We start from the raw sequence: 15081 nt of genomic DNA on the forward strand, positions 1-15081 counted from the left end.
AAAATGAGAGCAAAAATAATTACGTGTATAATCTGTCTATTGCTAATCAGCACGCCGGCAAGGCCGGCAGAAAAGACAGCTGCACTGCCGATACTAGAAATTGTAAAAGCGGTCACCAAAAAAGTTATTAAAGCAATTGACCTTAGAATTCAGAAACTTCAGAACAAAACGATCTGGCTTCAGAATGCCCAGAAGCAGGTAGAGAATGTACTCTCTAAGTTAAAGCTGGATGAAATTTCGGACTGGACTAAAAAGCAGAAAGATCTATATAAAGGTTATTATGAAGAACTGGCCAAAGTAAAATCTATTATTACCTATTACCAGAGGATAAAAGATATTACCAAGAAACAAACCAAACTGGTGCAGGAATATGAAAGAGCCTGGAATTTATTCAAACAGGATACTCATTTTAAAGACAATGAAATTGAGTATATGGAGCGTGTTTATTCGGGTATTTTGGAAGAAAGCTTGAAGAATATGGATCAGATTTTTTTAATACTTGATTCTTTCAGTACGCAGATGAGCGATCTGAAAAGACTCGAAATCATTAATGAAGCTGCAGATCAGATTGATGCCAATTATGATGATCTCACGCTTTTTAATCAGCAGAATGTAATGCTGAGTCTTCAGAGGGCCAAAACAGAGGCAGATGTAAATCAGGTCAAACAATTTTACGGAATTCCATAATTCAATGAAAATATCATGAAAAAAATAATCTCATTATCCTTGATAGTGCTGTTTTTGCATCAGGGAATTCAGGCGCAGGCCAAGCAGAGAAAGGAATTGCTTTTGCAGATCGCTGCTCTTCAGGTTTATATTGACTACGCCAAAAAAGGATATTCAGTTGTATCAAAAGGGCTGAATTTTATTGGCGATGCTAAGAGAGGAGAAGTTAATCTTCATGGTGATTATTTTACGTCGCTTCTGAAGATTAATCCAAAGGTTAAGAATTATTATAAGACAGCTGAAATTCTCTCGATGCAGTTTAAAATAATGAAAATCTGTAAAAGGACTTATAGTGATCTGAAGACAAGTGATTTATTTCACGGAAATGAACTCGATTATATAGAGCGTTCTTTTGAAAGACTGCTTGAGAACTGCAGTGATACCCTTGACCAGCTTTTGGTTATTACTACCGATTCTAAACTGGAACTTAAAGATGACCAGAGGATTGAGCGTATTGATGCTCTGCACAAAATGATGCTGGAGGATTATAACTTCTGTTTGTCTTTCAGCAATGAAGCGAAACTTCTGTCTTTATCAAAAACTCGTGAAAAAGTAGATGTCCAGAATGCAGGAGCTATCTACGGATTATAAAATAAAAAAGTATGAAAAAATTATTGATTTTAATATTGCTAGTCAGTTTGGCTTTTGTCCCTAACACAGCAAAGGCGCAGTCAGCGGAAATCCAGCAGTTAATCTTAAACATTGAAAAACTATCCCAGTTTAAAAAGATCTTGAGCGATATGAAAAAGGGTTATGAACTTCTTTCCGGTGGCTATAAGACAGTCAAGGATATGACCGAGGGAAATTTTAGCCTGCATAAAACTTTTCTGGATGCCCTTATGCAGGTGAGCCCTGTTGTGAAAAATTACAAAAGGGTAGGGGACATCATCAATTTTGAGATGCTGCTGATGAAGGAAAGCAAAAATGGACTGAACCGGTTTGTAAAGAGTGGCAACTTTAGCGAAAAAGAAATCAGCTATTTTGAAAAAGTTTATGGAAATCTTCTGAGCCAGAGTTTAAGAAATCTTGATGAACTCACAATGGTTGTTACAGCAGATAAACTCAGAATGTCGGATGATGAGAGGCTCCACGCAATAGATGGTATTTACCTCCAGATGCAGGATAAGCTTTTGTTTCTCAGAAACTTTAATGCTTCGTCAAATGTGCTGGCACTGCAAAGAGCAAAAGAAGCGAAGGATGTTTATGCTTCCAAAGAACTTCAGGAACTAAAAAACTAAAGCGATGAACATTTTTAAGTCTTGCAAAACAATTGTTTTTACAATTGGGGTATTTATGATGTCTTTTGCTATTCATGCTCAGGGGCTGGGCGATAACATGCAGAGTCTTCATTCCGTTTTGGATCAATTGTATGATGAGATGATGCCGTTATGCGGTAATCTTTTAGCGGTAGGTCAGGGTATAGCCGGATTCGGAACGATTTGGTATATAGCTTCGCGAGTATGGAGGCATATTGCCAACGCCGAACCCATTGATTTTTATCCGCTCTTCAGGCCATTTGTGATTGGGTTCTGTATTATGATTTTCCCTTCGGTACTCGCACTTATCAATGGAATAATGAAACCAACAGTTACAGCAACTGCTGCTATGGTTACAGGATCCAATAATGCGGTTGCAGTCCTTCTCAAAGAGAAGGAAAAGGCAATAAAGGAAACTGATCCATGGAAAATGTATGTCGGTGCGACAGGAACAGGGGATAGGGATAAATGGTATAAATATACCCATGACGAAGATCCTTCCAATGAGAGCATGCTGGCAGGAATCGGAAACGATGTCAAATTTGCAATGGAAAAAGCTTCCTATAATTTTCGAAACTCTGTCAAGGAATTTATGAGTGAGGTACTCAGAGTTTTATTTGAAGCTGCGGCATTGTGCATTGATACGCTCAGGACATTCCAATTGGTGGTGTTATCTATTTTGGGACCTCTTGTATTTGGAATTGCTGTTTTTGATGGCTTTCAGCATACACTGACTGTATGGCTGGCAAGATATATCAATATTTATCTCTGGCTTCCTGTTGCAAATATCTTTGGAAGTATTATAGGGAAAATTCAGGAACTGATGCTAAAACTGGATCTCTCACAGGTGCAGGCAACAGGAGACACCTTTTTTAGCAGGACCGATATGTCTTACTTGATTTTTATGATTATCGGAATCATAGGATATTTTACGGTTCCATCGGTCGCCAATTATATAGTCCACGCAGCTGCAGGAGGCGCCTTAGGTCAAAAAGTTACCGGACTCTTCAGTAATTCAACCAGTTCAGTAGTTTCCAAAACATCAATGGGAGCTGGTATGGTGCTGGATTCAATGGGAAATGCAGCAGGGCGGATGTCCCAAAGCATGTCATCATCCACCGGAAGTGCTCCTTATTTTGAGGAGAAAGGAAACTATATGAGCGACAGGCTTAAAGGGAATTCAAAATAATCAAAAAAAATCTGCTCATGTTTACCAAAATGAAAAATATAGATACCGCTTTTAGATATGTAAGAGGCTTTACGATGCTGGTTATTGTGGGATGTATAATGATATGCTGTTATACACTTTATAAAAATTTTGAGTCGGTAACCCAGATGCAGGATAAGGTTTATATACTGGCAAATGGAAAAGCGCTTGAAGCTTACGCATCAGAGAGAAAAGATAATGTACCGGTGGAAGCAAGAGATCACGTAAAGACCTTTCACAAGTTTTTCTTTACCCTTGATCCCGATGATAAAGTCATTAAAACCAATGTTACAAAAGCACTTTATCTGGCTGATGACAGTGCCAAACGTATTTATGATGACCTGAAAGAAAACGGATTTTATTCCGGAATTATCTCGGGCAATATCAGTCAGACCATTCAGATTGACAGTATCGCGATTGATACCCGTGAATATCCGTACCGGTTTAAATGTTTTGCAAAACAGAATATTATTAGAACAACCAGTATTTTGAAAAGAAACCTTGTAACAGAGGGAAGTCTTCGCAATGTTTCAAGGAGCGATAATAATCCCCACGGTTTTTTAATCGAACGCTTCAATACCATCGAAAACAAAGATCTAACAGTTGAGAATAGAAAATAGACGTTGATGAAATCACTATTCCAAAAACAGAAAATGCCTTTTGTGTATCACAGGTATTATCATTCTGCACAGACAAAATGGGCTCAGAAAATGGATGTACTAATCAATGGTCTTTCCAGAAGAAAGCTTATCTGCCTTCTGATTTTATTTACCATTCTAACAGGAAGTTACTTTATCTATAACATTTATACAGCATTTTCAGAAAGTGATTTTCCAACCGCTCAAAAGACAGCTGTCATTTCAAAAATTAGAACTATCAATTTTAAAAAGTAAAATTATGGAACATAAAACAATATCACCCAAAGAATCCAAAAAGCGAAAAATGCTTTTGGTTCTGCCCCTTATAACACTTCCTTTCGTCACTATTCTGTTTTACACTTTGAGAGGAGGAAAAATGGAAGCGATGGGAGGAAAAGATGAAATTAAAAAGGGATTTAATTTTAATCTGCCTCTTCCAAAATTTAAAGAAGATTCAGCACTTGATAAAATGAGTTATTATGATCAGGCAGCAGTAGATTCTATTAAGCTTCAGGAACAGATCAAAAAGGATCCTAATTATTCCAATCAAAAAATAGTACAAGAATCTATAGGAGAGTTTTCAGATACGGATTTTGAAGTTCAACGATTTCAAAAAGGCAAAACAGGTTTTAATTCGTCATCATTTCAAAACAGGAACGAGCAGAAATTTTACCAAAAACTGCAGGCCCTTCAAAAAGCAATCAGCCAGCCCGCTATAACTGAAAATTACGATCAGGACATGAGAGAGTTTGAAAACTACGGCTCATCAAAAGGAGTTTCCGATGAGATAAAGAACTTAGAGCGTATGATGAGTACGATGGGAGAATCACAGGAGCCTGACCCGGAACTCAAACAGCTTGGAGGAATGCTTGAGAATATACTGGATATTCAACATCCATCGCGTGTGCAGGAAAGGTTAAAGCAGTCTTCGGATAATAAAAAGGGAAAAATCTTTACGGTTAACCGTAAAAAAGAAGAAGATAATACAACTTCGCTTCACCCAGATAAAGCTGCTCTGAGTTCTTTAAAGAGTAATTCCTTTTATTCTGCTGATGAGAATCTGCAGCAGGAGCAGCAGCAAAATTCAATAGAGGCTGTGATCCACGAGACTCAGACCATTGTCAACGGATCAGTGATGAAGCTCCGACTGAGCAGTGATATATTTCTGCAAGGCACTATGATTCCGAAAAACACATTTTTATACGGGATTGCATTTTTAAAAGGGGAAAGGCTGGAAGTAAAAATCAACAACATTCAGTTTCGAAATTCAATATATCCCGTAGAATTAGCAGTGTATGATATCGACGGTATTGACGGGATTTATATTCCAGGTGCTATCAACAGGGATGTCGCCAAGGCTTCGGCTGACCGATCTATTCAGACCTTAGGGCTTACCGGAGTTACAGATTCCTGGGGAGCGCAGGCAGCAGGAATGGGAATTGAAGCAGCAAAGAGCCTGATGAGTAAAAAAGTGAAACTGATTAAAGTGGTTGTTAAAGCCGGTTATCAGGTACTGCTGTATGATGAGAAACAAAAGAATTTGAATAATTAAAAAATTAAAAGATGAAAATTAGAAATTGCACTTTTATGTTATGCTGTTTGCTGACAATGCTGTCAGGCTACGCGCAGTTTGCGAATGAAAAGATTGGTTTGAATCAGGAAGAGTTTAAAAATCTTCAGATAGGATATTCGAAAACTACCAGTATCGTTTTTCCATATGCTATTAAAAGTATTGACAAGGGAAGTCCGGATGTTTTAATGCAGAAAGCCAAAGGAGTTGAGAATATTTTACTGGTCAAAGCGGCAAAAGAGAATTTCAATCAGACTAACCTCACTGTAGTGACAGCTGACAATAGGCTGCATGTATTTGTTCTGAACTATGATGAATCATGTCCTGATTTAAATATTAACGCTGATAATACAGCTGTTGTAAGTGGGAATATTTTGTTTTCAATGGAGAACGATAATCAAAAGAAAATTGAGCACTATGCCAGCCTTGCTTTGTCTAAAAAGAAAAAATTAGAAGGACTAAAACGTTCAAGATTTGAAATGAAACTGAATGTTACCGGTATATTCATTCATCAGGATATATTGTACTTCAGGCTTCTCTTGGGCAATAATTCAAAAATTAATTATGAGATAGACCAGCTGAGGTTTTTTATAAGGGATCGCAAGAAATCAAAGCGAACAGCCTCTCAGGAAATAGAGGTAATACCTCTGTATTCAACTTCTGCCTCTTCTGTAATTCCGGACAAATCTGAAGCGAATATAGTTTATGCCGTATCCAAATTTACGATACCCGAAAAGAAATACCTCACTATACAGCTTATTGAAAAAAATGGCGGCAGGCATATAGAAATAGATGTTAAGAATATTGATTTGATAAATCTCGATGTTCTAAATAGCTTATAAATGAGTAATAACTAAAAAAATAATTGTCATGAATCAGAAAAATTTAGAATTCTTGAAAGACCAGTTGAAATATAACGGCTTTGGAGAAACGTTCGACCAGGACTTGAAGGAGAAAATGCTTAAAGGAGAAACAGAATTTAAGCTTATTAAGGAAGGTGTCTATGGAACAGATTCCATGACTGCAGTACTGAATTTCAAAAAATCAGATCAAAGCGATTTGTATTTTTTTAATTCCTATCATGTAAACCTTAAAAAAGAAGATTCCAAACAAGGATTGGAACAGACTTTTTATATTAATAACAACAGCAGTAATATTACCCTTAAAGAAGCTTATAATTTAATGGAAGGCCGCTCGGTGAATAAAGAGCTGAAAACAAGGGAAGGTGAAGTTTATAACGCGTGGCTGAAATTAAATTTCAAAGAAAGCGACGGCAATTCAAACTTCAAATTGGATCACTACCACCAAAATTACGGTTACGATCTGGAAGCAAGTCTTGAGAAACATTCAATTAAAGAACTCAATACTCCAAAGTACAAAGAAGATCTTTTAAACTCGCTAAAAAAAGGAAACCTGCAGTCTGTAACTTTTGTTGTAGCGGGCGTGGAAAGCAAGATGTACGTTGAGGCAAACCCGCAATTTAAAACTTTGAATGTCTACGACGGCGATAAACAGCGAATTAATCATCGCGAAAGCAAGGAGGAAAAAAAGGCTGAGTCAAAGCAGAAAGATAACAGCCAGAGTAATAACGATGATGAGCCCTCTCAAAAGGAAAAGAACAATAACTCCCGTTCAAAAAAAGCGGGCAGATCGGTTTAAGGCTCTGCAGTAATAAGGATCAGCTATGTCTTCTGAAAACAATAGAGTAGAAAACGAGATAAAATTGTGGATGTCCAAGGAAGAAAAATTAAAATTTTTATTTCAAAACAGCCCACCGATAGAACGCTCTTTTGGCATAGAGAAACTGAAATTTTTTAAGATGCTCCTTTTTAAATATAAAAAGACGAAAGCAGTAGACGAAAAAATAACTTTGAGATTTCTTAAGCATGAATATAATAAATTGAGGCGTCAGGTTTATCCCAATATCATTGACCGGCTTTTAAATGAAGCGATTAGTGCTGTTGTTTTTGAAAGGATAGATAAACGTGATTATGTTAGAGATTTGGAATCAAACAAGAAGACTTTAGAGGAACAGCTTATAAAAAGCGGTTTTCATGAGGCTTATGGCAAAGTATTGGAGCATATGCAGGAACAGCAGTTAAATTTTTCTGTTCCCGTTTCTTATCACATCTCAGAAAATGAAAGACTTGAACATTCACTGCAATTTGTAAAAGATGCACAGGGGGCTTACCAGTTTGATGGATTCAGATCTAGTCTAGATACAGATTCGTCGCCATCTAGCCGCAGTACGCATTACTTTAAGAATGAAAGATCTGAGAGTTTTAACGCTGCAGAGGCATACGAAATGCTTGCAGGAAGAGCAGTTCTGAAGAGCGGAACTTGGAAACAGTTTAACTTCTACGATAGAGACCTTAATGACAATTATCGGATGCATGAATTTCCGGAAGCGTATGGATATAACGTCAGCAATGCTTTAAGAGCAATTCCTCTTAAAAATGATGGATATGAGATATTCGAATCCTTGGCCGATTCTTTGAAAAAGGGCAGGAGGGAAGAAGCAGTGCTTCTCATAGAAGGGAGAGAAATGAAAGTTTTTTTGGAAGCAAATCCACGCTTTAAGACCTTGACTTTTTATAACGACAGGATGCAGAAAGTTAGTTGGACAGAAATTAAAAACGGCTGTAAAATTAGTCCGCTGCTAAAACCGCAGCAGAATATTGAGACTCAGACCGCAAAAAAGTCGCATCACATGTGATGTTTTATATATCTTATATAGTTATGGAAAATCTTAAACTTTTATCGGGATTTTTTCAGGCAATTGACAACGACTTCAGAATAGGCACAACTCACATTGCAATTTTTGCTGCCCTGCTTCAATTTCGCGTAAACAGAGGTTTTATAAACCCAATACAAGCATACAGCATCGAAATTCAAAAGATTGCCAAAATTATGTCACCTAAGACATATCATAAGTGTATGCGTGAATTGCATGAATACGGATACCTTTTTTATGTTCCAACCAAAAATAAAAATAGAAGGAGCAGCATTTATTTCATTTATAATCATAAATAAAGATGTTATGGAAGAAATTGTTACAAAGGAAGATTTAAGGCAGTTTGGTCTTCTATTACTGGATAAGATACAAACTATATTTAAAGAAAGGAATTTTCAACAAAAAGAATCTTCAGATCCAGAGTGGTTAAAAAGTAAAGCTGTCAGGAAACTGCTTGATATTTCTGCAGGTTCGGTTCAAAATCTTCGAATGACACAGAAAGTCCGATTTAAAAAGGTTCTCGGATCGTACTACTACAATAAAGAAGATCTGCTAAAACTTTTCAAAGATGAGTCAAATTAATAATGTAACGGAATACCAAGTTATAGATTGCTTATCTATTTATATGGATGATCCGCAGCTCAACGTTTGGCATTTGGCTATTTTAACAGCAATTCTAACTTTGGGATATAGGCAGGGAGATAGGCAGCGAATTAAAGTCAGCCGTCGCAAGCTCATGTTATTGTCACATATCAATACATTGCCCACTTATCATAAATATTTGAAACAGCTTCAGGATTTGGGCTATATTAAGTATGTGCCTTCTTATCATCCTGGTTATAGAAGTGAAGTTGAATTATATCAAAAGAGGTTATCTCATAATTGAGATAACCTCTTTCTTTTATATCAAATTATTTTAGAGATTATATTCTAAGAGGATGGTATCTTATATTTCTCTTTAATTAATTCTAATTCATTCTCCAGTCTGATCAGTGCCGTTAGATCTTCCTGTGACATTTCAGTTTTTTCAGGGTGTAGTCTTTTATTGAGCAATGTCATTTCCCGGCCTATAGTGGCTTGCTCGGTAATAGCGTAAGATTCTGTCTGTTTGACTGATGAATGTCCGAGCATTTCCTTTACTACATTAATGGGCACGTTATTGTTTAATGTTACTGTGCTTCCAAATGTCCTGCGTGCCATATGTGTGTTAAGGGTGAAAGGAAAACCGCATAGAGATGCAATTTCTTTAAGGTATTCATTCATTTTCTGATTAGAAGAAACCGGCAATACAGTTCCGCGCTTAAGACAGAGCGGATGATCTTTGTATTTTTCAAGAATTTCGATCGCCTTTGGAAGAAGCGGGATTCTTGCTGTAGAATTTGTTTTCTGCCTCTCAGATAAAATCCACTGATTTCCGTCAACACCATCTTTTATGTCAGCTTTCCGGAGCTGAAAAGCATCAATGTAAGCAAGTCCTGTGTAGCACTGGAAAACAAAAATATCGCGCACGGTATTAAGCCGGTCAGTTGAAAATTCGCGTCTTTCCAGTTCAGCCAATTCTTTTGCAGATATAGGCTTCTTTACAATTTTAGTTTTCTTTCCTTTAAAATTCTTAAATGGATCTTTGATAATGATTTCTTTATCGATGGCTCGTATTACAATTTTCTTGAAGTTGGAAATGTATTTAAGTGTGGTGTTATTTGCGCATTTCCTTACAGTACGAAGATAGAACTCAAAGTCTTTTATGAATTCAAAATTTAAATCAGCAAATTCAAAATCATTAGTATTATATTTGAATTTTATGAAAGCCGTTACGTGATTTTTAGTAATATTGAATCTCTCCAGTGTGGCTTCAGTATATCCGTTGCCAATCAGGGCTTTCAATTCATCATTGTGTTTTTGAAATTCTTCCAGCACCTTGGCTCTGGGTGTCATTCTTCCCATGACATGGTCCATAAGCTTTTGGGAAGTTATGGGTTTTCCGGTGTACATAATTTCTGATTTGATTTCATGGATCTTCATAGCGAGTGAATCCAGAAAAAAGTTCAGGGATTTTGCGTCTTCTTTTGTACCTGTTGCTCTCTCGGTTTTCTGGTTCCAGCGCTCGCTGTCCCATTTCCGTCTTGTGGATGCTTCTTTCGGGATTCCGTCAACGGTTATCCTAAAATAAACGATTCTAATGTTACTCTCAGTGCGGGATGCTTTCAAAAAGAATATCAACCCAAAGCTGTTCTCTAGCATAATTCAACTTATTAGATTAGTAAATGTAGAATTATAACCTCATTTAAACAAGATGTAAACGTGCTTAACCCCTTTGATATCGGGACTTAAGATGAAATTTTGTGGCACATTTTCGAAATTTCCAAATGTGCCACGAATGTGCCACAAAGATTTTGTTCGATTTTATAAATATTGAAAAGCGGTATAAAAGAAAAAACCCTGCAAATCGTTGGATTTGCAGGGTTTACCGCTCTTTTTGGCCATTTTTGAAAACTTTGAAAATCTTATTTTTCCTTTGTTTTCGGGCATTCGCGGAGAAAGAGGGAAACTCTTTTGAGGTTGTGAAAAAAATAAACCTCAATGTTTATAGGGGTTCGCGATTTTATAAATTGCGATTTATAATGGATTTGTGTGCATTTTGTGTGCAAATTTATATTGCTATTTATTAGCTTTTAGCTTTTCAATTTCTTCCTTAAGCTTTATGTTTTCCGATTTGTAAAATTCTGATACCACTGTCTTTTCTTCTAAAAAACCTTTTAAAGTTGCTACATAATCCCTTAAAGTTGAAATTTCTCTATCTAAATTAGCAACTGTTGTGTCGGAATTAATCTCAATATTTTTAGGACTATTGCTTTTATCTTGAGAATGATCCATTAAAAGTTTTAACAACTTAATTTTAGATTCTGGTATTTTAGTTCCCTTCTCATAATTTAAAATTGTCCTTCGATCTACTCCAAGAAGATCCGCAAATTCCTGTTGCGTTTTTCCCAATCTCTCTCTGATATTTTTTATATCTATTTCGTTCATTTATAGTGTTTTACAGAATTAGTTTATTGAAAAAGCGAAATAATTTCACTAAAAGTTGTAAAATATCGCATTATGTATTAATTTTGGTGAATAATTTTCACAAATCAATTAACGCTTTGTTACATTTACTATAGCAAAAATACATAATAATATGGGCTTTACAAAACAATTTAAAGAAAAAACTAAAAATAGTAACCTAAGATGTCACTTGGCTGTGGCGTTTAATACATCATATTTCACAATTTCTAGGTGGTTAGAAGAAGAAAGTTGTGATGAACTTACTAAATCAAAATACTTGCCGGATTTAATTCGCATAACAGGATTGAATAGTGAGGAAATTTTTGAAAAACATAATAGTGCAATGACACCTCTCTTATATTCTATAAAGAAGTAGTTGGATAATTAAATATGTTATTATTATGTTTCATACCGTAATACTTACCCAGGAAGAATTCAATCTTTTAAAAAGAATTGTTTTTCAAGCAGATTCAACGCTTACTAGTGCGCCCCCTGTGAAAGTGGCGAAAGAAAATAAAACAGAAATAGCGTTGAGGAAAATTCGAGAGTATCGAGCAAAAAAGAATCGTAAAAGGTAAACTTTAAAAGTGTAAAAATTGAAATTTTTAATGAGAAATATTGCTCATTATGAGGTGTTATTTTTTATTTAGTGAATTTTTATGGTTTTTGTTAGGTAATATTTCCAATCATTTAAAAAAAGTGTATGTCAACATCAAAAGAAAAAGAAGCAGTTATGGTATCTAAGCTTGAATTGCAAAGTTTCAGTTTGGAAAATTTAAATCCTGCGCTGCTTCCAGAATTAGCAACATTCAAAGAAAAACAACTTCAGATCGTAAAAGAAAATCCTTTTATAAAAATAACGGATGCCACTTCACGTGACTTAGCGAAAAAGTATCGTACCGCGAGAAGAACTGCAAGAACAGATTTAGAAAAGCAAGGTACATTATTAAAAGGAAAATTCAACGCTAGTAGAGATAGAGCATTAGGCTATATTGATGAATTGATTGATTATACGAAACCTGGAGAAAGAGATCAGCAAGCTGAAATTGATCGTGACGAAGCTGATTTAAAAGCCAAACGTGAAGAGAAAGTGCGATTAGAAAAAGAGCGTGTCGATAACATAAAAAAAATATTAGAAGATTTTGTTCTCGAATGGAAAACTCATTTTTCTAATATGAGTTTTAATACAATCCAAGAAGTATCTGATAAATTCGCAAAAACTCATATCAACTATGATGTTAAAGTCCTAGAAGAATTTGACGTGTTATTACCAAAAAAGATAAAGGAACTTTCAGATATTTTAACTGAAAAAATTAATGTTCTTACGGTTCAGGAAGAATCTGCAGCTCAAAAGAAAATCGGAGAATTTTATGTTACGTGGGGAAGTAAGCTAAATTATATGGTTTTCGAGAACTCAGTACAAACGATTGAGGTCTTCAATAAACTTGAAAAGCTATCATTTTCCATCCCCAAATTTCAAGAGGAATACGAATTAAAGTATAAAGAACTACTTACCCAGCTTACAGATAAACATAACTCATTAGTTAAAACGAAAAATGCTAATGATAAGATCGCACTAGAAAATAAAACTCGTCTTGAAAAAGAAAATAAGGAACGAGCGGAAACATTACTTATTCGTAACAATAGATTGGCCGAAATAGGATTTTTACCGACCAACGATATTATAAAATCTTATACTAATTCAGAATTTAACTTGGTTCTAACCGACGACGTTGGAGGAGCCGACCTAATGGCATTTGAAAACATTATATCTGCTGCCAAAAAATCTATTGAAGTCGCTATAAATGCTAAAGAACTCCTTAAAAATAAAGAAGAGCGTTTTGAAAAACGTAAGCAGATATTAATTGACTTAGGGTTTACTTACAGTTTTGAGAGAGAATGCAACTTTATTTTAGAAGACGTTTGGGGATGTTACCATGAACAAGTTGACCATTATTCTGATGAAGAATTTGATGAATATCTAATTGTTATAAATGAAGCTATATCAGAAAAAAAGCCTATTGAACAAAATTTTTCAGGTCCAATAGAAGTTGACCCAGATGGACAAAACAAACTTGAATATATAGAAAACCCTATCAGTTGGTCTGTGAAAAAACAACTTCCGTTAACTACTGAAGAATTCGATAAGGAGCATACTTGGAATGATATTATTGAAGCTTTCAAGTTATCTGGATCTAAGTCTTATTCTGCATGGCTTAAAAAAAACTACAACGTGCCAAGTAAATTACAATCATAAAAATTAAACCCGATTGCAAGGATAAATGCTAACAAAACGATGAAGATTAATATTCCAGGTCATCAATATGAGCTGAGAAACTTTGAGAAAAAAGATGAAAAGGGGCAAACTCTAAAATTTATTCACAAAGAACAGCAACTGAAAGATATTTCAGAACTAAATGAGCACCAAGTCTTAATACCCACAATTGATAATTATGAATTAGTAACTATCTCTGATGGAACTACTAATGAGGAAGTTTTAGAAGTTCTAATTGATCGATTAACATTTTTACAGCTTGGGTTTCCTTGTAAAGAAAATGCTTGCTGCATTACCCATTTGCAAGAGGCTTTAATGTGGCTAGAAAAAAGGACAAATGATCGTGTAAAACGGAATGTTGAAGGTACACATCAATCTTAAACTTCAAAGCTATTGTATAAAAAAAGTCACTTCATATTGGTCATTTTGACAGAAATGACACGTTTGAAGTGATCTTTTAGTGGATCTATTGAATTTAATATAACCTGAAATGCAAAATTATGATAAATTTATTTAATACAGAGATAGAATCTCTGTCAATCCATACTGTTGGAAACAAAAGTCGCGGCGACGGTACTAAAATTTCTGAATCACCTCAAATATTAAGTGATGAAATTACTCCATTGATTAAAGAATATTTCTTTAAGCCTTTCAGAGAAAAAGAGGAAAACTATTATCAGTTTTCTCATGAAATCGATTTTGACTATAACGTTATGTATACCTTGGTGTCAAAAATTTTTGATAATCCAGAAATAATTCAAAAAGCTTCAATTGAAATCGCAAGAAATCTATATGACCAGTCAAACCATCCACATATAAAAGGCGGCGAACTTTATGTAACTTACTTGAAAAATATTAGTATTGATAACATTATAGTTGACGCAGTTGGTATTTTTAAAAGTGAGTTGAAAACTGATTTTTTACAGTTTGGTGCGAATGATCATAATATTGAAATGATTTTTCAGCAAGGAGTTAACCTTACCAAATTAGACAAAGGGTGCTTAATTTTCAATCACAAAAAAGAAGAAGGTTATAAAATTTTGACCGTTGATAGTAATCGTTATGATGCGAGGTACTGGCTAGAACACTTCTTAGGAGTTGAAGCTTTCGAAGATGAAAATTTCATCACAAAAAAATACCTGAAATTCTGCCAAAATTTCGCGAGCGAGGTTGTTCTTCCGGCAGAAGATAAAAAAGAAGAAGTCATGTTTATGAATCGGGCCATGAATCATTTTGCTAAAAATGATCAGTTCGAAGAAACGGCTTTCTTGAATGAAGTTTTGGATAATCCTGATCTTATCCCAGAATTTAAAAACTACAAAGTTGATCAAGGTGCCAAATACAGTATTGAAGATGTTTCCAATTTTCAAATATCAAATACTGCAGTTTCCGAAGCGAGACGAAAATTCAAAAATGTAATTAACCTGGACACAAATATTACAATTAAAATGGATTTTATAAACCCGGAAAGCGCCGATAAATTCATAGAGAAAGGCTGGGATGAAGAAAAACAAATGTATTACTACTTAGTGTACTTCAACAAAGAAGAAAAGTAAATGTTACGCCATATACAAAGAGTGTGTTCCGGAATAACAATGGATTGTTTCGGAACCAAATTTAAGCTGAGAAT

General features: G+C 35.1%; 18 protein-coding genes. 16 read left to right on the forward strand and 2 right to left on the reverse strand.

Annotation, left to right across the window (positions count from 1 at the left end; genetic code table 11):
- Positions 1-3 precede the first annotated feature (3 nt).
- The 12 genes from AC6CH4_RS12745 (at position 4) to AC6CH4_RS12800 (ending at position 9017) form a co-directional block, all read left to right on the forward strand.
- The gene (locus tag AC6CH4_RS12745) at positions 4-687 is read left to right on the forward strand and encodes a conjugal transfer protein TraI (RefSeq protein ID WP_498103452.1); all 684 of its coding nucleotides are present in this window, start codon (positions 4-6) and stop codon (positions 685-687) included.
- A 15-nt stretch (positions 688-702) separates the two neighbouring features.
- Positions 703-1317, forward strand: a complete 615-nt coding sequence (locus tag AC6CH4_RS12750) for a hypothetical protein (RefSeq protein WP_498103453.1) — start codon at positions 703-705, stop codon at positions 1315-1317.
- 11 nt (positions 1318-1328) lie between these two features.
- The gene (locus AC6CH4_RS12755) at positions 1329-1964 is read left to right on the forward strand and encodes a TerB family tellurite resistance protein (protein WP_498103454.1); all 636 of its coding nucleotides are present in this window, start codon (positions 1329-1331) and stop codon (positions 1962-1964) included.
- 55 nt (positions 1965-2019) lie between these two features.
- Positions 2020-3171, forward strand: coding sequence for a conjugative transposon protein TraJ (gene traJ / locus AC6CH4_RS12760; RefSeq protein ID WP_498103987.1), 1152 nt, complete (start codon positions 2020-2022; stop codon positions 3169-3171).
- Between the two features lie 17 nt (positions 3172-3188).
- A complete protein-coding gene (gene traK, locus AC6CH4_RS12765) occupies positions 3189-3809 on the forward strand; it encodes a conjugative transposon protein TraK (protein ID WP_498103455.1) in 621 nt (206 codons plus the stop codon).
- A 6-nt stretch (positions 3810-3815) separates the two neighbouring features.
- Positions 3816-4082, forward strand: a complete 267-nt coding sequence (locus AC6CH4_RS12770) for a hypothetical protein (RefSeq protein WP_498103456.1) — start codon at positions 3816-3818, stop codon at positions 4080-4082.
- A 4-nt stretch (positions 4083-4086) separates the two neighbouring features.
- Complete coding sequence (gene traM / locus AC6CH4_RS12775; RefSeq protein WP_498103457.1) at positions 4087-5379, forward strand: conjugative transposon protein TraM; 1293 nt, start codon at positions 4087-4089, stop codon at positions 5377-5379.
- Positions 5380-5390: 11 nt separating this feature from the next.
- Complete coding sequence (traN, locus tag AC6CH4_RS12780) at positions 5391-6239, forward strand: conjugative transposon protein TraN (RefSeq protein ID WP_498103458.1); 849 nt, start codon at positions 5391-5393, stop codon at positions 6237-6239.
- A gap of 28 nt (positions 6240-6267) precedes the next feature.
- Positions 6268-7056, forward strand: coding sequence for a hypothetical protein (locus AC6CH4_RS12785; protein WP_498103459.1), 789 nt, complete (start codon positions 6268-6270; stop codon positions 7054-7056).
- Positions 7057-7081: 25 nt separating this feature from the next.
- Positions 7082-8113, forward strand: coding sequence for a hypothetical protein (locus AC6CH4_RS12790; protein WP_498103460.1), 1032 nt, complete (start codon positions 7082-7084; stop codon positions 8111-8113).
- Positions 8114-8347: 234 nt separating this feature from the next.
- On the forward strand, positions 8348-8713 hold the full coding sequence (locus AC6CH4_RS12795) for a helix-turn-helix domain-containing protein (RefSeq protein WP_498103462.1): 366 nt from the start codon (positions 8348-8350) through the stop codon (positions 8711-8713).
- Positions 8700-9017, forward strand: coding sequence for a hypothetical protein (locus tag AC6CH4_RS12800; RefSeq protein WP_498103464.1), 318 nt, complete (start codon positions 8700-8702; stop codon positions 9015-9017). Before AC6CH4_RS12795 ends, AC6CH4_RS12800 begins: the two co-directional genes overlap by 14 nt.
- Positions 9018-9061: 44 nt before the next feature.
- On the opposite strand, the gene AC6CH4_RS12805 is transcribed toward AC6CH4_RS12800, so the two are convergent.
- Both AC6CH4_RS12805 and AC6CH4_RS12810 read right to left on the reverse strand, forming a co-directional pair.
- A complete protein-coding gene (locus AC6CH4_RS12805) occupies positions 9062-10372 on the reverse strand; it encodes a site-specific integrase (RefSeq protein WP_498103466.1) in 1311 nt (436 codons plus the stop codon).
- 417 nt (positions 10373-10789) lie between these two features.
- Entirely contained in the window at positions 10790-11158 is a 369-nt protein-coding gene (locus AC6CH4_RS12810; RefSeq protein ID WP_498103468.1) for a helix-turn-helix domain-containing protein, read from the reverse strand.
- Positions 11159-11309: 151 nt separating this feature from the next.
- Between AC6CH4_RS12810 and AC6CH4_RS12815 the strand changes: the two genes are divergently transcribed.
- The 4 genes from AC6CH4_RS12815 to AC6CH4_RS12830 all read left to right on the forward strand — a co-directional run bounded on the left by AC6CH4_RS12815 (position 11310) and on the right by AC6CH4_RS12830 (position 15007).
- Positions 11310-11552 (forward strand): hypothetical protein, encoded by a 243-nt coding sequence (locus AC6CH4_RS12815; protein ID WP_498103470.1) that lies wholly within the window; start codon positions 11310-11312, stop codon positions 11550-11552.
- 327 nt (positions 11553-11879) lie between these two features.
- Positions 11880-13433: a hypothetical protein gene (locus AC6CH4_RS12820; RefSeq protein ID WP_498103472.1), complete on the forward strand. Its 1554-nt coding sequence runs from the start codon at positions 11880-11882 to the stop codon at positions 13431-13433.
- A gap of 39 nt (positions 13434-13472) precedes the next feature.
- On the forward strand, positions 13473-13832 hold the full coding sequence (locus tag AC6CH4_RS12825; protein ID WP_498103474.1) for an Acb2/Tad1 domain-containing protein: 360 nt from the start codon (positions 13473-13475) through the stop codon (positions 13830-13832).
- A 119-nt stretch (positions 13833-13951) separates the two neighbouring features.
- A complete protein-coding gene (locus AC6CH4_RS12830; protein ID WP_498103476.1) occupies positions 13952-15007 on the forward strand; it encodes a nucleoid-associated protein in 1056 nt (351 codons plus the stop codon).
- Positions 15008-15081: the final 74 nt, after the last annotated feature.

The sequence above is a fragment of the Flavobacterium sp. GQ95 genome, from assembly GCF_059758655.1.